This is a genomic window from Trinickia sp. (genome assembly GCF_051954495.1).
Classification (GTDB): Bacteria; Pseudomonadota; Gammaproteobacteria; order Burkholderiales; family Burkholderiaceae; genus Trinickia.
In genome coordinates this window covers 1-22540 of the sequence record NZ_JBQCHR010000032.1, presented here as the reverse complement: position 1 = coordinate 22540, position 22540 = coordinate 1, and the positions used below count along the sequence as shown (strand labels likewise).

The window sequence follows — 22540 nt, the reverse complement described above, 5'->3', positions numbered from 1 at the left end:
GACGATCCCCCTCAAGAAGATGCGCGCCGGAGACATTCTCCGAGCGCGCATGTATAGCGATCAAGGCCGGTGCACGGCCCTTTATTCGGTCTCGAAGTAACGCTGCGCCAGAGCGACCCAGTACCGCACGCCGGCCGGAATGATGTCGTCGTTGAAATCGTAATTCGGGTGATGCAGCGCCGGCGACGCATTTCCCACGGGCGCATTGCCGATCAGCACGTAAGCGCCGGGCCGCTCTTCGAGCATGAAGCCGAAGTCCTCCGACGTCATGTTCGGGGCAATGCCGTTATGCAGGCGTTCGTCGCCGAAGGTTTCGCGAACGACCGCTTCGCAGAGCGCGGTCTCATCGGGCGTGTTGATCGTCGCGGGATAGTATTGGAAAAACGTGACCTCGACTTGCGCGCCATAAGCGGCGGCGAGCCCTTCGCACATGAGCTGGATGTCGCGCTGCAGCTTCTGCTGCAAAGCCGATGACAGCGTACGGATCGTGCCGCGCAATTCGGCGCTGTCGGGAATGACGTTGTCTGTGTTGCCTGCGTGGAACATGCAGACCGAAACCACGGCGGGATCGACGGGATCCTTGTGCCGCGCCGCGATCGTCTGGCACTGGAGCACCATCGAGCAGGCCAGCGGGATCGGATCGAGGCCCAGATGCGGCTGTGCCGCATGCGCGCCCTTCCCGGTAATCGTGATCTTGAATCGGGAGCCCGCGGCCATGATCGCGCCCGTGCGCATCCCGAAATGCCCGCCGGGCAAACCGGGCCAATTGTGCATGCCGAATACCGCCTCCGTGGGACAGTGCTCGAACAGGCCGTCGTCGATCATCTTGCGCGCCCCCGCGCCGCCCTCTTCGCCGGGCTGAAACACGAAGTGAACCGTACCGGGCAAGCGCGGCAGATCCTTCAAGACGCGCGCGGCGCCCAGCAGCATCACGGTATGACCGTCATGTCCGCACGCATGCATGATTCCATTCGTGCACGATGCATGCGCGAAATCATTGGCCTCCTGAATCGGCAACGCATCCAAATCCGCGCGCAGTACGATCCCCCGGTCCGGGTTCGTCCCCGGCAAGCTCGCGACGACGCCGGTCCCGCCTAAGCCTCGCAGCACCGAATATCCGAGCGACTCCAACTCGCGCGCGACGATATCGGCTGTCCTGCGTTCTTCGAATCGCAATTCCGGATGGGCGTGCAGGTCGCGTCGCAATCTCGACCAATGCGCGTGATGCATATGCAGCGAATTTTCAGCGATGGCGGAGGTGTCCAATCTGTGCTCCTTAACAAAGCAGATAGCATCGAATGCGCCGCGCATCGCGTCAAGCGTCACGGCTGCTTCAATCGAAAAAACCTAGGATCGACTTCACTTCCATGTACTCCTCCATGCCCTCGATCCCATACTCCCGGCCATTGCCCGACTGCTTGTACCCGCCGAACGGCGCCTGCGGGTCCCAGGCCGGATAGTTCAGATGGACCTGGCCCGAGCGAATTTGCGCGGCGACCGCCTGCATGAGCGCTTTATCCGCCCCCTGAACGTGCGCGCCGAGCCCATAAACGGTGTCGTTGGCGATGGCGACGGCTTCGTCGACCGAGTCGTAAGGAAGGATGGCGAGCACGGGACCGAAGATCTCCTCCTGCGCGATCGTCATCTCGGTGCGAACGCCGGAAAAGATGGTGGGCCGTGCGTAGAAACCTCGATCGAATCCCGCGGGCCGTCCCGGGCCGCCGACGATCAACTCGGCCCGTTCGTCGAGGCCGGCTTCGATCATCGCTTGCACTCTGCCGAACTGCGCCCGATTGGCCAGCGGGCCATGCGTCGTCTCCGCCGCGAACGGATCGCCGACGATCATTTGTTCAGTTGCCGCGATGGCTAGCGCTTCGACCCGATCCAACGCGCTGCGCGGCACGATCATCCGCGTCGGCGCGCTACACGATTGCCCCATGTTTCGGAACGCGGCGGCGACACCCAGCGACACGGCGCGAGGAAGATCGGCATCGGGCAAGACGACGTTCGGCGATTTGCCGCCCAGTTCCTGCGCCACGCGCTTGACGGTCGGCGCAGCCGCTTGCGCCACCAATACGCCGGCGCGCGTCGAGCCCGTGATCGAAACCATATCGACCTGCGGGTGCGAGGCGAGCGCGGCGCCGACCGTCGCGCCGCTGCCGCTCACCAGGTTGAACACGCCGGCGGGAACGCCCGCATCCTCGATCACTTCCGCAAACAAGAGGGCGCTCAGCGGCGAGAGCTCGCTGGGTTTCAGGACCACCGTGCAGCCCGCGGCCAGCGCGGGCCCCACCTTCGCCGTGATCTGATAGATGGGCCAGTTCCAAGGCGTGATCAGCGCGCATACGCCGATCGGCTCGCGCACCACCGCCGTCGCGCCCCGCTGGATCCGAAATGGGTAGTTCGTCAGATTGTCTCGGGCGACTCGGATATGCTCGGTCGCGAGCGGCACGTGCGCGGCGCGCGCATACGCGATGGGCGCGCCCATCTCCGCTGTCAACGCCCAGGCGAACAGCTCGGCACGCTCCCGCATCAAGGTATGAATGCGATCGAGCAACGTGGCGCGCGCTTGCGGCGACGTCCTCGACCAGCCGGCGAAAGCGTTGCGCGCCGCGCGTACCGCGCGTTCGACGTCGCGCTCGTCGCCCAACGGGATCTCGCAGATCGCCTCTTCGGTGGAAGGCGAGATGACCGCCACACGCTCCGTGCTCTCCGGCGCGACCCACGCGCCGTCGATGAAGAATCGGTCCAGCCTTCCCGCTTGCATCAGATGAGAAATGGGTGAAGTCATTGCAGTGCGTCCTTGAGTCGATACCATGCGCCCACGAACGGCAAGAACCACGGCTTGCCGAAATGCCCCGGAATAGCGGGCCAGTCGAAATCTTTCCAGGGGTTCAAATCGGCGCGCCCATCCATGATCTCCGCCATCAGCGTCCCCATCAGCGTGGCCATGTGCGTGCCGTGGCCGCTATAGCCCATCGAGTAATACACACCGTCTCGCTGCCCGGCGCGCGGCAGGCGGTTGGCCGTCATATCGACCATGCCGCCCCAGCAATAGTCGATGCGCACGTCGGCCAGTTCGGGAAACACGGCTGCCATTTGCCGTCGCAAGATCGCGCCGCTTTTTTCGTCGGAGCGAGGGTTCGAGGTCGCGAAGCGCGCGCGTCCGCCAAACAGTATTCGATTGTCGGGCGTGACACGAAAGAAATTGACGAAATTTTTGGTGTCGGTGGCCATTCTGCGCGTGGGCATCAACCGATCGAGAAAATCCAACGGCAACGGTTCGGTGACGATGAGGAACGCGCCAACCGGCACGATTCTGCGCCGGATCCAGCCAAACGGCCCCACCTGCGAGATGCCGCTCGCGAGAAGGACCTGCGCCGCGCTGATTTCTCCGCGCGGTGTCTGCGCGACATAGCCGCCGCCCGATTCCCTTTTCAGCCCCAGAACCGGCGCATGCTCCAGGATATGCGCTCCACGCGCTTGTGAGGCCCTCGCGAGGCCCCTTACATAGCGCCCGACGTGCATCCCCGCACTCTTCTTGAAAAGCAGCCCGCCGTGATAACGGTCGGAGCCGATCTCGTCTCGCAGTTCCGCCTTGGTGACGAGGCGCGTATCGGGGTCCACCCCGGCGGCCAGCAGCGCCTGGCTTCGCGCGAGCTTGTCGAAGTGCTCCGGTTTCGCCGCGAGCTTGAGCTTGCCCCAGCGTACGAAATCGCAATCGATCGACTCTTCCCTGACCAATCGCTCGACCGTGTCGACGCCGGCGTCGAACGCGAGGTATAGCCGATTGGCCCATTCCGTGCCGATACGTTGCGAGAGCGATCCGTAATCCTGTGCGAACCCGTTGTTGCACATGCCGCCGTTGCGGCCCGATGCCGCCTGCCCCACGGTTCCCGCTTCGCAGACGATGACGCGCGCGCCTTTCTTGGTCAGCGCCAACGCAGCGGCCGACCCCGTGATCCCTGCGCCCACCACGAGCACGTCGCAACGTCCGCCGTGCTCGTCAGGCGAATGGTTGGCGAATGGCTCGGACGTATCCAGCCAATATGATTCGAAATGCATTCCAAACTCCAAAACCAGCGAACGGCTCGTAACGATCGACGCACTTGCGGCATGCCAATTCGATCCGGCTCGCTACAGCTGGGCGACCGCTTCGATCTCGATCATCAGACCGAAGTGCAGCGCGGGAACAGGAACCACGGCGCGCGCGGGTCGCGCTTCCCCCGCCCAGCGCGCGTAGATCTCGTTGAAACGCGCCCAGTACTCGACATCGACGATATAGACACGGACCTGAGCCAGTTTCGTGACGTCGCTCCCCGCGCCGGCGAGCGCGCGAGCCAAATTGGCCAACACCTGCTCGGCCTGAGCTTCGAACGGCTCGCTCGTCAGTTTTCGTCCCGTCGCGTCGATCGGCAGTTGCCCCGAGACGAACACCAGACCATTTGCGATCGAAACGTGACTGTAGTGACCGCCGGGGGGCGCCAGTCCCTCGGGGTTCATTGTCCTGGGGTGCTGCGCATCGCTTTGCCGCTGATCCATCGAGACCACCGTAAGTAGAAAGAATCGCTGCCCGTCGCGCGTCGAGGGACGGGGCTCCTCGCTCATCGAGCGGCGCCGCCGACTCTCGAGCGCGCGCGACTCCCACTATAGAAAAAAACATTTTCATCGTGTTTAATATGAAATGAATTCATCGTTAACGGAGTTTTAATGCTTCAGCTCGAAGACATGCAACTGCTGCGCGCGCTGGGCGCGTCGCAATCGCTGGCCGCAGCCGCACGGCTGCTCGATCTCACGCCGCCCGCGGTCACGGTGCGGCTTCAGCGCATCGAGGAGCGTGTAGGGATGCGTCTTGCCACCCGTGCGGCGAGGGGCATTTCGCTGACCGACGAGGGACAGCGTCTCGTTCAGGAGGCGATCGACATTCTCGAGCGGATCGAATCTATTCCGTCCCGCCTCTCCGGGGAATCGAGCGGCGTCAGCGGCCATTTGCGCGTCGTGGCCCCGTTCGGGTTCGGCCGCGAATACGTTGCGCCGCTCGTACGGGATTTGCATCGCTCGCATCCCCATCTCGCGGTTTCGCTCATTTTGGTGGAGAGCCCGCTCGCCGCGGCATCGGGCGCCGACGCGGTCATTTCCATCGGGCACATCAAAGGGTCGTCCTGGGTCGGGCATTTTCTGGCCCCGAACGACCGGGTGCTGTGCGCAAGCCCTGCGTTGGCGCGCAGCCTGTCCAAGCTCAAGCATCCGTCCGAACTGAACATGCACCCGTACCTGACGCTGCGCGAGAACGACGAGGACGTGACCCGTCTTCGTTTCACGCAGCACGATGCCGCGGGCAAACGAATCAGCAAAGCGGTGACGGTTCGACTCAACAGCGCGCTATCGTCGAACGACGGCACCGTGGTGAGGGATTGGGCGGTGGATGGCCTGGGCGTCGTCGCCCGATCCGAATGGGACTGCGCGCGGCTTATCGCGCAGGGAAAGCTCAAGCGCGTGTTGCCCGCATGGCGGCTCGAACCCGCGCCGGTCATCGCCCTGACGCCTACGCGCCAGGGTCTGACGATTCGTCAGCGCGTGTTTTTGGAAGCCGCGAAGCGGGCCTTCGATCCGGTTCCTTGGCGAACTTGATTGGGTCGTCGTCTCGCGTGACGTCGTTATGCCGCCCCACGCGTATTGACGAACAAGGCATAGAGCGACGATGTCGCCGCCATGAATAAGCGATTTCCGCGGCGCCCGCCGAAGCAGAGATTCGCGCATCGCTCGGGCAACGCGATATGGCCGATCGCCGCGCCGTCCGGCGCGAAAACGCGCACACCGTCGAGCGCATCGCTGCCGGTCCCCCAGCCGCACCACAGATTCCCGTCCACGTCGACGCGCAGCCCGTCGGGTGTGCCGTCCGCCGCATCGATCAACACGCGCGGGCGAACCAGGGCTCGTCCGTCCGATACGTCGAACGCGACGATGGTGCGCGGCCGGGCGCGGGATGCGACCACATAGAGGGTGCGCTCATCGGGCGAAAAAGCTAGGCCGTTGGGACCGGCCACATCGTCGGCGACGCAGGCGAGTTGGCCGGTCACTGGATCGAGCCGGTAGATCGATGCCGGCAGTTCCGGTTCGGCAACTTGCCCCATGTAGTCGCTGACGAGTCCGAAGGGCGGATCGGTGAACCATATCGCGCCATCGCGCGCAACGATCACGTCGTTCGGCGAATTGAGCGGCTTGCCGTCGTATCGGTCGGCCAATACGGTCACGCTGCCGTCGTATTCGGTGCGCGTCACTCGCCTGGCGCCGTGCTCGCATGCAATGAGCCGCCCTAGGCGGTCTCGCGTGAGGCCGTTGGCCTTGTCGGAAGGCGAGCGATACGTACAGACTGCGCCCGAGGCTTCGTCCCAACGCAGAATCCGCTCGTTGGGCAAATCCGTCCAATAGAGCGCTCTTGCGTCGCCGAACCATACGGGCCCCTCCGCCCAGCGGCATCCCGTCCAGAGGCGCTCGACGCTCGCGTGCGCAAGCCGGTAGCGTTCGAAGCGCGGGTCGAGTATTCGCACGGCCGGGTCGGGCGTGCGGCGGCTCGGCATCCAAGCATCCATTGTCATCGTGTCTTGTCCTTGATCGACGATGCCCAAGCGAGTGGCGCTGCGAGCGGGCCCGATATCCCCGCTTCCGCGACGCCGGCAATCACGCGGATCGCCTTCAATCGCACCGGGCCGTCATACCGCCATCGACGACGATTTCCGTCCCCGTGATGAAACGCGCTTCGTCGGATGCGAGGAACAGCGCCGCGTTCGCCGTATCTCGCCCGTCCCCCATGAATCCCAACGGAATCCTGGCGATACGGCTTTCGAGCAGCTTGTCGACGTCACCGCCGGAGCGCTGGCCGGCGAGACGCGCTTCGACCATGGGGGTGTGAAGCTGCCCCGGGACGACCGTGTTCACCCGGATACCCTTCTTCGCATATTCGACCGCGACCACCTTCGACAACTGAATCACGCCCGCCTTGCAGGCGGCGTAGGCCACTTGCGCGGCCCCGGTCCAGCGCATGCCGGAAGTCGATGCCGTATTGACGATCGCGCCGCCTCCCTGCCGCTCCATGAGCGGAATCACATGCTTGCAGGCGAGATAGACGCTTTTTAGATTGAAGGCGACCTGTGCGTCCCACGCTTGCTCGGCCAATGCAACCGGGCCGCCCGCCGACGAACCGCCGACGTTGTTGACGAGCACGTCGACGCGGCCATACTTCGCGCAACATGCCGCCGCCATTTCTTTCACTGCGTCGCTGTCGGTCACGTCGCATGCATGGACGGCGATCTCGCCGCCGATTTCCTCGACACGCCGGACGGTTTCCTCCATGGCTTGCATGTTCTTGTCGACGGCGAAGATCTTCGCGCCGGCGGCCGCGAACAACACGGCAACCGCACGTCCGTTGCCCCAGCCCGGGCCGATGCAACCCGCGCCCGTCACGATCGCGACTTTCCCTTGCAAACGGCCCGTGCCGGCTTCGATAGTGGGTCTAGTGCTCATGAATATCTCTTGTTCAAAACGTCGTGGGAAGCTCGGGCGACACGCCGGCCGGAGGCGGCACCTCGAAGACCTTGATCGTCATCGAAATCAATGTGTAGTACCCGGCGATGCCCACCAGGTCGACGACGGCGCCCGCGCCTAGCTCTGCGACAAGCGCTGCATACAACGCCTCTGAAATGCATCGATCCGCGTGCAGCCCGCGAACGAACGCGTAGACGAGCGCTTCATCGCGATGGATGAATCGAGGTTCGATGCCGTCGCGAATCGCGTCGATGACATCGGCGGCAAGCCCCGCTTCGAGAGCGAACGGCTTGTGGGCGGCCCATTCGTACTCGGCAAGCCAGTGCCGTCCGAGCAGAAGGATGACGAGTTCCGACAGCCGCGGCGGCACGCTGCTGTCATAGCGACAGTACCGACCCAGTTCCTGCGCGCAGCTGGCGAGCTGCGGCCGATGGAGCCAGACTGCCAGCGGACCGCGGACCCCATTTCGAGGACCGCTCGCAATGGCGTCATAGACTTTGCGTTGCTCGCCGGACAGCGCGTCCGGGATCAATGGTGCGATGCGTGGCATAAAAAACATCCTAGAGACGACGCTGAGTCGATTGCGAAGGGGTTGCCGATGACGTTCACGACGGCTGTGGCAGTCGCCATGATTCGGTCAATGCCGCATAGCAGGCCCGCGTCCGCCGTCATCCCTGCCCGTTCGTGATCCGGTATTGCATGCGTGCGCGCAAACGCATGAACAGCGAATTCGATCCCCACAGGAGAAACGAGCCCGTTTGCCAGCCCAGGATGAGCGCGGCCAACCCGAGGACAGCCGCGCTGATGGGACGCGTCACGAAGACGCCGAGATCGCCGTGCGAGAGCAAAAGGGCACGCCGAACATTCGATTCCAGCATCGGCCCGAGCACGAAGCCGAGCACGATCGGGGCGACGGGAAAATCGAGCGCCATGAACAGCGCCCCCACGATGCCGAATGCGGCAACCGACGCAACATCGAACAAATCGTTGCGCACGCTGTACACCCCTATGCATACGAAGAACACCGCCGCGGGATAGAGAATGCGATACGGCACTTGCAGCATCTTGACCCACACCCCGATGAGCGGCACGTTCAGAATCATCAAGATCACATTGCCGATCCAGAAACTCGCAATCAAGCCCCAAAAGATATCGCGATGATCGATGATCAAGAGCGGCCCCGGCTGAATGCCCTTCAGGATCAACGCCCCCATGATGAGCGCCATCACCGCATCCCCTGGGATGCCGAGCGTCATCGTGGGAATGAAATCCACTTGCGTCTTCGAATGCGAGGCGGCTTCGGGACTCGCGACGCCTTCGATCGCCCCCTTGCCGAAGCGGCTCGGATCCTTCGCGATCTTTCGTTCGAACGCGTAAGCGATGAAGGTCGTGATCGTCGGGCCCGTGCCCGGCATTCCGCCGAACAGCACACCGATCAACGTGCCGCGAAGCGTCGGCGCCACCGCCTTGCGCAGATCGGCCAGCGACGGGCGCATATCGCGCGCGCGCACCTTCGCCCTCGTCGTGACGATCTTCTCTCGATTGACGTGCATGACGAAATCGGCAATCGCAAATATCCCCATGCAGATGGCGCCGAGCTCCACCCCGTCGTACAGCGACGGCGAGCCGAAGGTGAACCGGAACGTGCCCGTGATCAAATCCGTTCCCACCGTGCCGCAGAGCAAACCGAACAACGTGGTGGCAATCCCTTTGAGCGGCGAGCCGCGCGACATCGTCGATCCCGCAATGAGCCCCAGCACCATGATCGCGGCGATTTCCGTCGGCCCGAATTTGAAGGCCACCTTGACCAGCAGCGGCGACATGAAAATCATGACCAGGATGCCGATGCTGGCGGCGAAGAACGACGAGAGCATCGCGACGCCCAAGGCGGCGCCCCCTTTACCCGCACGAGTGAGCGGATAACCATCGATGCAAGTGACCGCATGCGGCGGATGGCTCGGCAGGTTGAGCAAGATCGCCCCGATCGCGCCGCCGTATTGGGATCCGTAGAAAATCCCCGCCAGCATGATGATTGCCGGCACCGACGCCATGAAATACGTCAGCGGCAATAGGATGGAGATGGCGGTAATCGGGCCCATGCCGGGCAGCACGCCGATCAAGTTGCCCAGCAACACCCCGACGACGGCCCACATCAGGTGCGTCGGCTGCAGTGCGACACCAAATCCATAGAGAAGATCGACGATGGTCTGGTGCATGATCACCACTCCCAAATCAATGCCGGCAGCTGCAAATGCAGCCCCCAAATGAATACGACGTAGCAGAACACCGTGAGCACACCGGCCATCGTCAGCACGTCGCGCAAGCTGTTGCGACGATCCGCGAAGCCCGCGACGGCCACCGACAAAAATGTGGCGGGCAGCAATCCCACGTGCGCGGCAGCCGCGACGAAGGCGAGCACCGACAGCAAGACGAGCGAAGCGCCTCGCCATGCAGCGCGGGAAGGCTTGACGAGCGCGGCAGCATCCTTCGAACTCGCCGCGATCAATACACCGGCAATCGCCAGTAAGACACCGAGCACGGCGGGAAAGAATCCGGGGCCCATCTGCCCCAGCGTGCCGATGCCGTAGCTTTGGCTTTGATAGAACACGGCGCCGCCCAGCAACACCAGCAACGCGCCGCCCACGATATCTCGCTTGAGCCAAGCATTCGCAGTCATCGTTCGTCTCCAATATCTCTTTTCTGTTTCGGACGAACGAGCGATCATCCCATTCGTCCGAGCGTGGCGCCGCGCGTCAACGTCCGGCGCTCATGCTCCCAGCCCCATGACGTCCGGCCGATCTTCCAGACGCCACAGTTGCGCAAGCAAGGCTTGCGTGCGTGTCTCGCCGACGACGGGAGACACCAATTCGATGAACTTCGCGTTCAGCTCGTCGTCGGAAAGCGGCAATTCCGGGTCGCCCCGGCGATGACGTTGAAGATGCACGTGACGCGTCCCGTCGGCCAGCGTCACGACCACCCGCGCCGAACGTTCGCCGGGGAAAGCGGCGTCTAACTGCGCATCGACGCCTACTTCCATGCACGCCATCAACCGACGGACGACGGGATCGGCGAGCCGCTCCGGCGTGTAGGCCTGCTGACGCAGACTGCCGTGCGCCAGCGCCGAGGCAACCATGTAGCGCATGCTGAATCGAGCCTCGTTCGCTGTCGCCGGCGAAACCTGGCAAGCGATGTCGAGCGCGGGCCGATAGGTCTCGACGCTGATGCCGTCTATCCGCTCGAGCTCGAACGGGTGTGCCCGGCGCAGCGCCAAGGCGGCATCGACCGCGGCGAACGTGTGTCCGCAGCCAACATGATTCTTCACCGTGAGCCGAGCGATATGAAAGTCGCGTCCCAGCGTGGCCGAGACGCCGGACCAATCGGCTTCGTCGCTCATCGCCGCCCCAAACCCGCTCTCGCCCTCGAGTACGTCTTTGCCGCCGGTCACGCCGGCTGCCGCAAGACGCGCCGCCAAATATCCGCCCTCGGCGGCGCGGCCCGTATGAAGCGGTTTGGACATCGAGTCCATTCGGAATGCCTGCTGCAATCCGGCCGCGAAGGTCGCCGCCGTCGCGAGCGCATGCGCATGCATCGTTTCGTCGAGCGCTAGTGCGACGCCGGCGGCAGCGGCCGCGCCAAACGTTCCGACGGTGCCGCTGTTGTGCCAGTAGCGATAGTGGGAGCGTCCAAGCGCAACGCCGATCCGCGTCGATATTTCGTATCCCGCGATCACGCCGTGCAGGAAGCGCAATCCGCTGCTTCCGGCCTGTTGCGCGGCGGCCAGAGCGGCCGCGACCGTCGCTGCCCCGGGGTGGTACATCGCATCGCGGAAGCTGTCGTCGACTTCCGCGGCGTGGGCCGCCGCCCCATGGATGAGCGACGCCGCGCGCGGCGTCGCGGGTCCGCCCCGCAGGAGCGTCGCGCGGCCATGACCGATGTCGTCGGCCAGGACCTCTTCGAGCATCGGCACGGGCGGCGTGCCCAAGCCCGCGTAAGCCGATGCGAACCAATCGATGACGGCCCGCTTCGCATGGTGCAGCACCTCTGTCGGCGGAGGGTTCCCCGCCAGCGAACTCGCGTAGCGCGCTAATGCTTCGGTCACGTACATGATCAGCTCTTCAAAACGGCGACGCCGTCAACCGCACGCACGCCCTGTCCGGCCGGCAGCACGATCACCGGATTGATCTCGGCTTCCAGCAGTTGCTCACCCAATTGCGCGACCATCCGAGAGAAGCCCACGATCGCCGCCACCAGCGCCTCGACATCGCATTTCGGCGCACCGCGATAGCCGTCGAGCAGCGGCCACGTCTTCAGTTCGCGCAGCATGGCATGAGCCTCCTGCGGTTTCATCCCGCCCTGCGGCGGCAAGAGTCGCAGCGTGGTGTCCTTCAGCAGCTCGGCGCCGGTCCCGCCGGCGCCGAGCAGGATCGCCGTACCGAGCGCATCGCGGTGCATGCCGAGGATCAGTTCAACGCCCCCCGTCACCATCTCTTGCACGAGGAAATGCTCGGGGCGAAAGCCCGCCTTTCGCTCGACGTCTTCGCGCATCTTTTCCAGGCGCGCGCCGATATCGCCGGCGCCCAGATTGAGCGCCACCCCGCCGACATCGCTCTTGTGCGTGGTTTCGGAAGCCAACAATTTAAGCGCCACACGAGCCCCGAACGACGCCGCGGCCGCTTCGGCCTCGCCGGCATCGGATACCACGGCCTCGCGCGGCGCGGGAATGCCGAACTGCGCGAATAGCGCCTTCGCCTTCGCTTCGTCCAATGCCCCTTTCGGCAAATCGCCCAGCTGGATCGGCGCGCAGCCTTGTCCCTCCGGCGCATCTTCCCACTGGTCGTGCTGACGCATCGCGCCGAGGACGGCCGCGCACCCCTCCGCGGTAGTCAGCGCCGGAACGCCGCGACTATTGAGCAAGGCGCGAATCTCGGGCGCGTGCGGACTCACATACGCCAAGACCGGTTTATCCGACGCATCCATGCAATCGTGGATCGCGCCGACCACCAGTTCCGGCATCGAGAGGGCCGACGAACCGACGATGCTGATGAGGGCGTCATAGCCGGCGCTGTCCAGCAACGCGCGGATGGCTCCACGCAGCAGGTCGGGCCGTAACCCGGCCAACGTGACGTCGATCGGATTGCGATCCAGCACGGCGTGATCGCCGGTCTGCAGCGCGCGCAGCGCACGGCTCGTCGGCTCGTCGGGCGTCGGCGTCTCGAACTGCGCCACGCCGAGCGCGTCGGACACGAGCGTGCCCGCCCCGCCCGTCGATGTCAGCACGGCGACACGCCGGCCTTTCAATCGTCGTCCAGTCGCCAATGCGGCGGATACGTCGAGCAGGTCGTCGAAGCTCTGCGCCCGAATGACGCCGACCTGCTTGAAAAGCGCGTCGTACATCCGATCGGCGCCGGCCATCGCCCCGGTGTGCGAGACGGCCGCTTGAGCGCCCGCCTCGGAACGGCCTATTTTGAAGGCCACGACCGGCTTGCCCGCGCGAGCGGCGCGCAGCGCCGCCGTTCTGAATTTGAGGGGGTTACGCACGGTCTCGACGTAGAGCGCGATCACGCGCGTCGCCTCGTCGTCCACCAAATGATCGACGAAATCGGCAAGTTCGAGATCGGCTTCGTTGCTGGTCGAGATGAGTTTGGATACGCCGATGCCGCGCGCCGAGGCCCGCGACAGAAAGGCGCCTAGAATCCCGCCGCTTTGCGACACGACCCCGACGCTTCCGACGGGAAACTGCTCCATCTCCAGCGCGCCGGTCGCCGACAACACGATGCCGTCGGTCAGATTCACGAGGCCGATCGTGTTTGGGCCGAGCAAACGCATCGGGCCTGCCGCATCAAGCAGTTCCTTTTGACGGCGCGCCCCTTCATCGCCGATCTCCTGGTAGCCGCTCGCCAGCACAATGGCAGCCGCCGTGCCGCGCCGCGAGAGATCGCGCACCGCCTCGTGCGCGCGCTCGGCGCCGAGCAATACGATACCGACGTCCGGCACCGCGGGCAGATCGTCGATACTCCGATAGCAGCGCAAGTCGCCGATGGCGCCGACCTTTGGATTCACCGGATAAATGTCTCCGGCGAAATGGTGCTTGAGCAGATACGAGACGGGACGGCCCGCGGTCTTTGCCGGATCCGCGGACGCACCGATCACCGCGACGCTCCGAGGTTTCAACAAGCGATGAATCGCATCCATGTCGATCATTCCTTCGCGGCTGACTTGGAAAGAAAAGCCTGCACCGCCTCGCGATGCTCGGTGCTGGTGTAGCACATGCCCTGCGCCTGACTTCCCTGAGCGAAGATCTCGTGCACGTCGGATTCATACGACTGGTTGAGAATGCCCTTGGCCAGCGCGAGGGCCGTCGGCGACGCTGCACTGAGCTCGCTTGCCCAGGCCTTCGCGTCCGTCAGCAAATCGGCCGAGCTCGACTGGCGGTCCGCGATACCCAAGCGCAACGCCTCGTCGCAAGAGACCTTGCGCCCGGTAAACACGAGTTCCTTAGCCTTCGAAGGTCCGACGCGACGCGGCAGAAAATACATCCCGCCGCCGTCGGGAATGATGCCTCGCAGCACATACGACCACGTGAAGCTGGCGTACTCGCTGGCGATGACGAAATCGCAGGCCAGCGCGACATCCGCGCCCAGTCCGGCCGCCGCGCCGTTGACGGCCGCGATCGTCGGCTTGGGCATCGAGTACAACAGCGTCTGCGTACGATGCACGCGTTGCTGGCGGTGCCAGCCGTTGAACGCGACTTCCCCGGGCGGCGCGCTCATGCGCCGCTGCATGCCGGCGATGTCGCCGCCGGCGCAAAACGCCTTACCGGCTCCGGTGAGGACCAACGCTCGAATCGTCTTGTCGCCCGCCACCCGCTCGAGTGCGTCGATGAATTCCGTGCGCATCTCGTCGCTCATCGCGTTTCGTTTGTCGGGGCGATTGAACGTGATCGTGGCGATCGATGCGTCGCACTGATAGTCAATGAGTTCGTAAGTCATGTTTTGGCCGGCGATGAACTGCCGTCAGTTGGTTTCGATATGGTTTTCGACGATGACCTTGTGCCACCGCGTTTGCTCGGCCTGCACGAAGTCTTGCAGCACTTGCGGCGTGCTCGCGGTAACGGTCAGCCCCTCATGCTTGATTTTTTCCGCGAACTCCGGCGTCTGCGTGGCTTTTACCGCCGCGGCGCGCAAGCGCGCGACGACGTCCGGCGGCGTGCCCGCCGCGGCAAACAGGCCATACCAAGCCTCGATCGAATAGCCGGGGACGGTTTGCGCCACGGTAGGAACGCCGGGGAATGCAGTCGATGGCTCCGGCGAGGTCACCGCCAACGCGCGCAGCTTGCCCGACTTCACGAGATCGGACACCGCGGCCGCCGTGCCGAACATGATTTGCACATGTCCGCCCAGCAGATCGGTCAGCGCGGGCCCTGCGCCCTTGAACGGCACTTGAACGAGCGACACCTTGGCGAGGTTTTGCAGCAGTTCCCCGGCCATGTCGGCCGATGTGCCGATGCCTTGCGTGGCGAAGGTCACGGTGCCCGGATGCGCCCGCGCCGCATCGACCACATCTTTCACCGACTTGAACGGGCTATTGGCGGGAACGACGAGCACAGTCGGCCCGCGTGCGATCAACGAGATCGGCGCGAAACCCTTTTCCGTCGAATACGGCAGTTGCTTGTGCAGGCTGGGGTTCACGACGAAGGCGAACGTATGCATCACGAGCGTGTAGCCGTCGGGCTTGCTGCGCGCCACCTCGTTCGCGCCGATGATGGTGCCCGCGCCTGGGCGGTTGTCGATGACGACCGGCTGCCCCAGCGCGTTCGCCATGCCGCCGCTCAGCGCGCGCGTGATCAGATCCGTGCCGCCGCCAGGTGCGAACGGTACGACGATGTGAACGGGCTGATCGGGAAAAGCCGCCTGCGCGGCGCTCGGCACGGCGGCGATAGAAACCATGACTGCACCCAAGCCAACGAGGGCCTTGCGCATGACAGCAAACATGTTCGTCTCCTTCATATGATTCGGCTTTGTGTCCCTGTGTCCGCCGGGAGCGTGCGCCTCGGCCAGTCGTTCAGGGTGTAGTTAGTCTAGCCATGGATCGCCGGCAATCCGACGAGTCATTTTCAAACAGTGAAATTCATTGACCGTGTGCCGAGCGCTGGGGCAATATCGCGGCATGTCGCGCCAACCCATCTCCAAACCGGCGAAGCCCCCCTCGCCGGACAAACCAGGCCGCTCGCCGGCGAACCGGTCGCTCGAGCGCGGCATCGAAATCCTGCGGGCCTTTCGTCCGGGGTCGGAGGTGCTGGGCAATGGGGAGTTGGCCGAGCGGACGGGCCTATCGCGCGCCACGGTCACTCGCCTTACGCAAACCATGGCGGGCGCCGGGTACCTTCAGGTCGATCGCGCCACGCGGGCCTACCGCTTGGCGCCCGCGGTATTGAGCTTGGCTCATGCAATGAAGACGGGGTCCACGCTGCTGAAGATTGCGGCCCCTTTGATGCGCGCGCTAGCCGAGAGCCAGCGCATCAACGTGGGCCTGGCCGCGCCCGACCGCGACGAAATGGTCTATCTGGAATCGATCCGATACAGCCGCAGGGTGGCGTTGCGCCAGGTGGTGTCGGGCCAGCGTGTGCCCATGGAACTGACGTCGCTCGGGCGCGCGTATCTATCCACGCTCGAAGGCCCCGAGCGCGACGCGCTGCTTGCCTTTTTCAAGCGCAAATACGGCGCGCAGTGGCCGCACCTCGCGGCGGCGATCGGGCTCGCATCGGATCAGATCGCGGCGCAAGGCTATTGCGCCGTATCGTGGCAACCGGAAGTGATCGCATTGGCCACGCCCTTGCCGCTCGACGGCGCTACCTACGTGCTCAATGTCAGCACGTCCACCGGCGATCCAATGGAACTGGAGGCGAAGCGTCTTGCGCCGTACCTGCTGAAACTGCTGAAAGACGTTCAACGAGGCATCGAGCTCGAGCACCCCGACGAAGGGGCGTGAAAGCGTCCGCCCGACGACGACGCCACCGCGCGGACGAAGTCATCCACCCGATCGAATTCCAAGAACCGCGAGACCGCCGATTCGATGGCCGCTGTGCGATCCGCGATAGGCGTTCGCAGCAGCTGGTCGGCGAACTTTTGCCGCAAATCGTCCCACGATAGAGGCGTTTCAGGCTCGCCGGCGGCGAACGGCGTGTGTTCCGTAAAAGTCCGGCCGTCGACAGTCTCGATCGTCAACTCGGCTTCGCCCCAAAGACTCGCGTCAACCTCCTGGCGAGCCGAAATCGTCGCGGAGTACTCGAGCCCGATCCGCTCCTCGATCGCTTCCACGTCGGGATCCGCCATGGCGGCCAATAGCGTCTCTTGGGAAACCTTGCCGTATTTCAGCGCGACCGCCAACGTGAAGGGCATGCTGCCCTGCGCGGCCACGAGCGTCGTCGGACGGCGCCCATCCGCTTTCATCACGAACTGGCCGGCGCGCACCACGATACGCCTTACGTTTTCCGGCGAAAGCGCATACGATTTGCGCGCCGACAAAAGACCGTCGAGCGCGGGGTGAAGGCGGCGCAGACAAGCATGAAGCTTGAAGTAGGTCGACATGATGTGGCGAGCCGACTCCAGCCCGAGGCCGAAACGCGACGCATCGAAACGGTCGGAGAAACATCGGAACAGGCCGTGGCGGCCCTCGAGCACGGTGTCCGGGCCCGTGAAGCCGCATTGCGCCATTTCCACGCTTCGGAGCCCGGTGGCAACGGTCCAACCCGGACAAAGCAGTTTGCCCGAAGAGCCATCGCTCAAGTATTCGATGAAGCCGCCGCTATGCAAGGCCGCAATCGCCATCGCGTGCTTGATGCGTTCCATGTCGAGCCGCTTCAGCTTGGCCGCAGCGGCCGCCACGGCAACGGTGCCCGCCACGCCGGTCGTATCGAATCCCTTCACCGTATAAGAGGACGGGTTGATGGTCGTGCCGATTTCCACATAGACATCGTAAGCGGAAACGATCGCGCAGATGGCTTCGGCGGTCGACGAGCCTAGCACTTCGCCCAATGCGAGCACGGCCGGAATGATCACGACGCCCGGGTGCCCCATCGCCCGCCGGTGTCCATCGTCCAGATCCATCACTCTCGAAAAGGCCGCATTGCAGAACGCGGCCTTTTCGTACGCGACTTTGCGCAAGCCGAATACGGTGGCGCCGTCGGCCGCATCATCGCTGCCGGCATGAAGCAGCAAGCCGGCGGCCTTCTCGCTGTATCGGCCGGCAAGCATGTTCCCTAGGCAATCGAGAATGCACTGTTTCGTCCGGTCGACTTCCACGCGTTGCAATCGATCGAATTGCATGGCGACCACATGGCGAGCCAGTAGGCGAATCAGATGCTGATCATGCATGGCGGTATGGATGCCCCTCGGTTTTCATGAACGCGCACTCGCGGACGGTATCTCGAGCCCAGCGGCGATAAAGGCAGCGAGCGCCGGATCCGAACAGAGGAAATCGAGGAACCGGGTCGCGAGTTCGACGTGGCGGGCCTTCGCGGACACCGCACCGGACACGACGCTGACGTACTGCACCGGCTCGGGCAGCGCCCCCACGATGTTGATGCCCGGCACGAGCCGCAACTCGCTGAGCTGCTGGATGCCGACTTCGACTTCCCCGGCCGCGACGGCTTCTCCCACGAATTTTTGCCCGAGAACGACATGCGTCTTGCCCGCGAGTTCGTGCTCGATGCCGAGTCTCTCGAGCAGTGTGTTCTCGACATAGCTTCCGCTGGCGCCTTCGGAATATCCGATGGAACGCGCCTTAAGCAAGACCTCGCGCAACTGCTCAACGGTTTTCACGTCGACCGGCGCGTGATCCGCCCGAACCGCCACGCCGATCTTGGACATGGCGACATCCTTGCGCACGATGGGCGTGAAATGACCGTCGCGGACCAATGCATCCATCCCCGAGCACACCATCAGCAGGACGTCCACGTGCTCGCCGTTGCGGATTCGCACCTGATTGGCTTCGGGAGAATGGCCGGACGACGGCCCCCAGGACGCCGAAATTTTGCATCCATGCGCCGCTTCGAACTGAAGGGCAAGTTCGCGCAGCGGTTGCTTCAGGATCCCGGTAGTCAAGACTCTGAGTTCGTCTTTGGAGGTGTCGGTCATGGTTTTATCTCGAAGAATGCGGGCCTCGGCGAAGCCGGCTCGACCGTTGCATGACGGTGCGCCTGCGCTACTCGCCGATGGAGCCGGTCGCCGGAACAGCCCTGTCGCCGGAGGCCTTGAACGACCCCGCTTCGGCTACGGCCCCTTTGGGCAGCATGAAGGTCGCAGCCATGCTGCAAAACGCCGCCAGTGTCATCCAATACGCCAGCGCCGCCTTGTCGCCCGTGACGTGAATGAGCCACGTCGAGATCAGCGGCGTGAATCCACCGAAGATCGCGACGGCAAGGCTGAAAGCGAAAGCAAATCCGACGGTTCTCGCCTCCGGCGGCATGATCTCCGTCAGCATCACCATTGCCGCGCCGTTATAGGCCGCGTAGAGAAATGCGAACCAAAGCTCGACCATCAAGAGGTGGGCGAAGCTGACATTCGACACGAGCCAAGACAAAACCGGGTACGCAGTGAGGATCGCGGCCGCCGTGGTGACGAGCAGCACCGGGCGCCGGCCCACGCGGTCGGATAGCGCGCCCATGGCGGGCACGCAAAAAAAGCTGAGCAGTCCTACGCAAAAGGTGACGAGCAGTCCATCGGCCGCGCTGAGCCCGAGCACGGCCCGCCCGAAGGTCGGCGTAAAGACGGCCACCACGTAGAACGTCACGGTGGTCATGACCACGAGCATCATGCCAATGACGATCAGCCGAAAGTTGACGACCAACGAAGCGACGATCTCCGAGAACTTCGGATGACGCTTGCGTGCGAGAAATGCATCGGTTTCCTCGAGCGAGCGCCGCAAAATCAGAAGCAGAGGCACGATCAGACAGCCGATCAGAAACGGAATCCGCCACGCCCACGCGTGAATCGTCTCCGGCGCCACGAGCGCGTTCAACAGGTAGCCGATACCGGCCGCCGCCATCGTTGCGACCTGCAGACTGGAAGCCTGCCAGCCGACATAGAAGCCCTTCTGGCCCGGCGGGGCGATTTCGGAAAGATAGACAGAGACGCCGCCGAGTTCCACGCCCGCCGAAAAGCCCTGCACCAACCGCCCCATCACGACGAGAATGGGCGCGGCGATGCCGATGGTGGCATAGGTCGGCACACACGCAATCGCGATCGTACCGACCGCCATGATGCCGAGCGTGACAGTGAGGCCCTTGCGCCGGCCGACGCGATCGATGTAGCCGCCGAGCACAATGGCGCCGATTGGGCGGACGAGGAACCCCGCGCCGAACGTGGCGAAGGTCAGCAGCAACGAGGCGTAGTGGTTTGCACTAGGGAAAAAGGCCGCCGATATGTATCGCGCGTAGAACCCATAGAGAAAGAAGTCGAACATCTCCATGAAGTTGCCGCTGGCCACGCGCAGGATCGCCGGAATATTCGCCCGAGTCGAGTCTTTCATGGCGGCGCCTCAGCGAATGACGAGGAAATGGGGGCGCGGATACGCTGCGCGCAACATCGATCGGGTCCGCGCGCGGCCGAGAGCCGAGCGCGCTTCCAGGTTGGACTGGTGCATCGTGTGTCTCCGTGTTTGTTATGGCGTCATTGCTTCCTGCACGCAACCACAATTTATCGGCCTCGCCTCGGCCCGCAAACCGCGGAATTTCAACCTTTGAAATGACTTCCGGGCCACCGCCCCGCCGCCAATGGTATGCGGAATGAGGTGGGCCGCTCGGACCTCGATTGATAACCAAACAACATCAATCATTGAGAACATTGCACTTATCGTTTTAACGGTTGCAAGCGAACATGCCTGAAACGACGAAGAGCGGACCACTGCGTTTTTCAGTATTTCAGGAGACACCTCGATGCACCCCTCCCCCTCTACTCCCCCAACCGGGCGTTCCAAGGCCGCGGTGGTTTTCCGCGTGACAGCCGGCAATTTTCTGGAACAGTTCGACTTTTTTCTGTTCGGCTTCTACGCGACGCAAATCGCTCACGTCTTTTTCCCGGCGGGCAGCGACTTTGCCGCCTTGATGATGACGTTCGCGGTCTTCGGCGCCGGGTTCTTGATGCGGCCCCTTGGCGCGATCGTGCTCGGCGCCTACATCGACGACGTGGGCCGTCGCAAGGGCCTCATCGTCACGCTCTCCATCATGGCGAGCGGCACCATCCTCATCGCATTCGTCCCAGGCTACGCGACCATCGGCCTGCTGGCCCCCGCGCTCGTCCTCGTCGGGCGGCTGTTGCAAGGTTTTTCCGCGGGCGCGGAACTGGGCGGCGTGTCGGTGTATCTGGCCGAAATGGCCACGCCCGGCCGCAAAGGCTTCTACACGAGTTGGCAATCCGCGAGTCAGCAGGTCTCGATCGTCGTGGCCGCGGCTTTGGGCTTCGCGCTCAACCAATCGCTGAACGCGGCAGCCATCGCCGCTTGGGGATGGCGGGTGCCCTTCTTCGTCGGCTGCATGATCGTGCCGATCATTTTCGTCTTGCGCCGCAACTTGCAGGAAACGCAGGAGTTCAAAGCGCGCAAGCATCGCCCGAGCATGAACGAAGTGTTCCGTACGCTGGTTCAGAATTGGGCCGTCGTCGTGGCCGGAATGATGCTCGTGGCGATGACCACGGCGAGCTTCTACCTGATTACGGTGTATGCGCCGACCTTCGGCAAGACGGTTCTCCATCTGAGCACCGCCGATAGTCTGCTCGTGACGCTGTGTGTGGCCGTGTCGAACTTCGTGTGGCTCCCGATCGGCGGCGCCCTCTCCGACAAGATCGGCCGCCGCCCGCTGCTCGTCGGCATGACCGTGCTCAACATCGCTACCGCGTATCCGGCGCTTTCGTTGCTCGCTCACGCGCCGAGCTTCGTGAACATGCTGCTCGTCTTGCTCTGGCTGTCGTTCATGTACGGCGTGTACAACGGCGCCATGATCGTCGCGCTGACGGAAGTGATGCCGGCGCAGGTGCGCGTGGCGGGCTTCTCGCTCGCCTATAGCTTGGCCACCGCGGTATTCGGTGGCTTTACGCCCGCGATCTCGACGGCGCTCATTCATGTGACGGGGGACAAAGCCGCGCCCGGCTACTGGATGAGCTTCGCCGCGGCGTGCGCCCTCGTCGCCACGTTCGCACTTTATCGCCGCCGTGCGGCCATGCTCACGCCGGCGCACTGAACGGCCTTGTGATCAGCACGCAGTCAAACAACTCCAATCAGAGACAACTTCCATCATGAAACACCTCTTTCTGAAACTTTGCGCGGCAGCGCTCGTTGCAACGACGGCCACCGCGAACGTGCAAGCCGAAGATCTGCATGTGATCACCTCCGGCGGCTTTACCGCGGCGTACAAGGTGCTCGGCCCCAAGTTCGCGACCGAGCACGGCGACACGCTCGACACGGCGCTGGGACCGTCAATGGGTAAATCGCCCGAAGCGATCCCCAACCGGCTCGCGCGCGGCGAGAGCGCCGATGCCGTCATCATGGTCGGGTACGCGCTCGACGACCTGATCAAACAAGGCAAGGTCATCCCCGGATCGCGCGTCGAGTTGGCCGATTCGCGCATCGGCATGGTCGTGCGCGAAGGCGCCGCGAAGCCCGACATCAGCACGGAAGACGGCCTGCGGCAGGCGCTGCTGCACGCCAAGTCGATCGCCTACTCGGACAGCGCGAGCGGTGTCTATATCGAGCGCGAACTGTTCAAGAAGCTCGGCATCGAGGACCAAGTCAAATCGAAGGCGAAGATGGTCCCGCGCATTCCGGTGGCGTCGGTGGTCGCGAACGGCGACTACGAAATCGGCTTCCAGCAGGTGAGCGAGTTGCTGCCGGTGAAAGGCGCGACCTTCGTCGGAAAGATTCCCGAATCCGTACAGTCCGTCACGCGTTTCGCGGCCGGCGTTCCCGTCGGCGCGCAGCATCCGAAGGAAGCGAAAGCGTTGCT

At 63.8% G+C, this 22540-nt stretch carries 20 protein-coding genes; 4 read left to right on the top strand and 16 right to left on the bottom strand.

The window, feature by feature from the left end:
- Positions 1-81: 81 nt before the first annotated feature.
- The 4 genes from ACTHNR_RS04410 to ACTHNR_RS04395 all read right to left on the bottom strand — a co-directional run bounded on the left by ACTHNR_RS04410 (position 82) and on the right by ACTHNR_RS04395 (position 4542).
- Positions 82-1230: a M20 aminoacylase family protein gene (locus ACTHNR_RS04410; RefSeq protein WP_440546422.1), complete on the bottom strand. Its 1149-nt coding sequence runs from the start codon at positions 1228-1230 to the stop codon at positions 82-84.
- Between the two features lie 103 nt (positions 1231-1333).
- The gene (locus ACTHNR_RS04405; RefSeq protein WP_440546294.1) at positions 1334-2791 is read right to left on the bottom strand and encodes an aldehyde dehydrogenase family protein; all 1458 of its coding nucleotides are present in this window, start codon (positions 2789-2791) and stop codon (positions 1334-1336) included.
- Positions 2788-4065, bottom strand: coding sequence for an NAD(P)/FAD-dependent oxidoreductase (locus tag ACTHNR_RS04400; RefSeq protein WP_440546292.1), 1278 nt, complete (start codon positions 4063-4065; stop codon positions 2788-2790). The genes ACTHNR_RS04405 and ACTHNR_RS04400 overlap by 4 nt, the downstream gene beginning before the upstream one ends.
- 72 nt (positions 4066-4137) lie before the next feature.
- Positions 4138-4542, bottom strand: a complete 405-nt coding sequence (locus ACTHNR_RS04395) for a RidA family protein (protein ID WP_440546421.1) — start codon at positions 4540-4542, stop codon at positions 4138-4140.
- A 168-nt stretch (positions 4543-4710) separates the two neighbouring features.
- Here ACTHNR_RS04395 and ACTHNR_RS04390 point away from each other — a divergent pair, with 168 nt between their 5' ends.
- Positions 4711-5631: a LysR substrate-binding domain-containing protein gene (locus ACTHNR_RS04390; RefSeq protein ID WP_440546291.1), complete on the top strand. Its 921-nt coding sequence runs from the start codon at positions 4711-4713 to the stop codon at positions 5629-5631.
- A 26-nt stretch (positions 5632-5657) separates the two neighbouring features.
- On the opposite strand, the gene ACTHNR_RS04385 is transcribed toward ACTHNR_RS04390, so the two are convergent.
- From ACTHNR_RS04385 to ACTHNR_RS04345, 9 genes are all read right to left on the bottom strand, one after another.
- Complete coding sequence (locus ACTHNR_RS04385; RefSeq protein WP_440546420.1) at positions 5658-6593, bottom strand: SMP-30/gluconolactonase/LRE family protein; 936 nt, start codon at positions 6591-6593, stop codon at positions 5658-5660.
- Between the two features lie 103 nt (positions 6594-6696).
- Positions 6697-7524: an SDR family NAD(P)-dependent oxidoreductase gene (locus tag ACTHNR_RS04380; RefSeq protein WP_440546290.1), complete on the bottom strand. Its 828-nt coding sequence runs from the start codon at positions 7522-7524 to the stop codon at positions 6697-6699.
- A gap of 13 nt (positions 7525-7537) precedes the next feature.
- Complete coding sequence (locus ACTHNR_RS04375; protein ID WP_440546289.1) at positions 7538-8095, bottom strand: carboxymuconolactone decarboxylase family protein; 558 nt, start codon at positions 8093-8095, stop codon at positions 7538-7540.
- A gap of 118 nt (positions 8096-8213) precedes the next feature.
- Positions 8214-9764, bottom strand: a complete 1551-nt coding sequence (locus tag ACTHNR_RS04370) for a tripartite tricarboxylate transporter permease (protein WP_440546419.1) — start codon at positions 9762-9764, stop codon at positions 8214-8216.
- Positions 9764-10222, bottom strand: coding sequence for a tripartite tricarboxylate transporter TctB family protein (locus ACTHNR_RS04365; protein WP_440546288.1), 459 nt, complete (start codon positions 10220-10222; stop codon positions 9764-9766). Before ACTHNR_RS04365 ends, ACTHNR_RS04370 begins: the two co-directional genes overlap by 1 nt.
- 90 nt (positions 10223-10312) lie before the next feature.
- Positions 10313-11650: an MmgE/PrpD family protein gene (locus ACTHNR_RS04360; RefSeq protein ID WP_440546287.1), complete on the bottom strand. Its 1338-nt coding sequence runs from the start codon at positions 11648-11650 to the stop codon at positions 10313-10315.
- Between the two features lie 2 nt (positions 11651-11652).
- Positions 11653-13737, bottom strand: a complete 2085-nt coding sequence (locus ACTHNR_RS04355) for an acetate--CoA ligase family protein (RefSeq protein WP_440546286.1) — start codon at positions 13735-13737, stop codon at positions 11653-11655.
- A gap of 5 nt (positions 13738-13742) precedes the next feature.
- Positions 13743-14534 carry an enoyl-CoA hydratase/isomerase family protein gene (locus tag ACTHNR_RS04350; protein ID WP_440546285.1) on the bottom strand — a complete coding sequence of 264 codons (792 nt, stop codon included), beginning with the start codon at positions 14532-14534 and terminating at the stop codon, positions 13743-13745.
- A 24-nt stretch (positions 14535-14558) separates the two neighbouring features.
- Complete coding sequence (locus ACTHNR_RS04345; protein ID WP_440546283.1) at positions 14559-15536, bottom strand: Bug family tripartite tricarboxylate transporter substrate binding protein; 978 nt, start codon at positions 15534-15536, stop codon at positions 14559-14561.
- Between the two features lie 175 nt (positions 15537-15711).
- Between ACTHNR_RS04345 and ACTHNR_RS04340 the strand changes: the two genes are divergently transcribed.
- Positions 15712-16533 (top strand): IclR family transcriptional regulator, encoded by an 822-nt coding sequence (locus tag ACTHNR_RS04340; protein WP_440546282.1) that lies wholly within the window; start codon positions 15712-15714, stop codon positions 16531-16533.
- Here ACTHNR_RS04340 and ACTHNR_RS04335 read toward each other — a convergent pair.
- The 3 genes from ACTHNR_RS04335 to ACTHNR_RS04325 all read right to left on the bottom strand — a co-directional run bounded on the left by ACTHNR_RS04335 (position 16491) and on the right by ACTHNR_RS04325 (position 20073).
- A complete protein-coding gene (locus ACTHNR_RS04335; RefSeq protein WP_440546281.1) occupies positions 16491-17918 on the bottom strand; it encodes an MmgE/PrpD family protein in 1428 nt (475 codons plus the stop codon). The genes ACTHNR_RS04340 and ACTHNR_RS04335 overlap by 43 nt on opposite strands.
- A gap of 24 nt (positions 17919-17942) precedes the next feature.
- Positions 17943-18680 carry a substrate-binding domain-containing protein gene (locus tag ACTHNR_RS04330; protein WP_440546280.1) on the bottom strand — a complete coding sequence of 246 codons (738 nt, stop codon included), beginning with the start codon at positions 18678-18680 and terminating at the stop codon, positions 17943-17945.
- A gap of 67 nt (positions 18681-18747) precedes the next feature.
- Complete coding sequence (locus ACTHNR_RS04325; protein WP_440546279.1) at positions 18748-20073, bottom strand: MFS transporter; 1326 nt, start codon at positions 20071-20073, stop codon at positions 18748-18750.
- A gap of 406 nt (positions 20074-20479) precedes the next feature.
- Between ACTHNR_RS04325 and ACTHNR_RS04320 the strand changes: the two genes are divergently transcribed.
- The gene (locus tag ACTHNR_RS04320; protein ID WP_440546277.1) at positions 20480-21778 is read left to right on the top strand and encodes an MFS transporter; all 1299 of its coding nucleotides are present in this window, start codon (positions 20480-20482) and stop codon (positions 21776-21778) included.
- Between the two features lie 55 nt (positions 21779-21833).
- Positions 21834-22540, top strand: a 707-nt coding sequence (locus tag ACTHNR_RS04315; RefSeq protein WP_440546276.1) for a substrate-binding domain-containing protein, incomplete at its 3' end; no start/stop codon positions are given.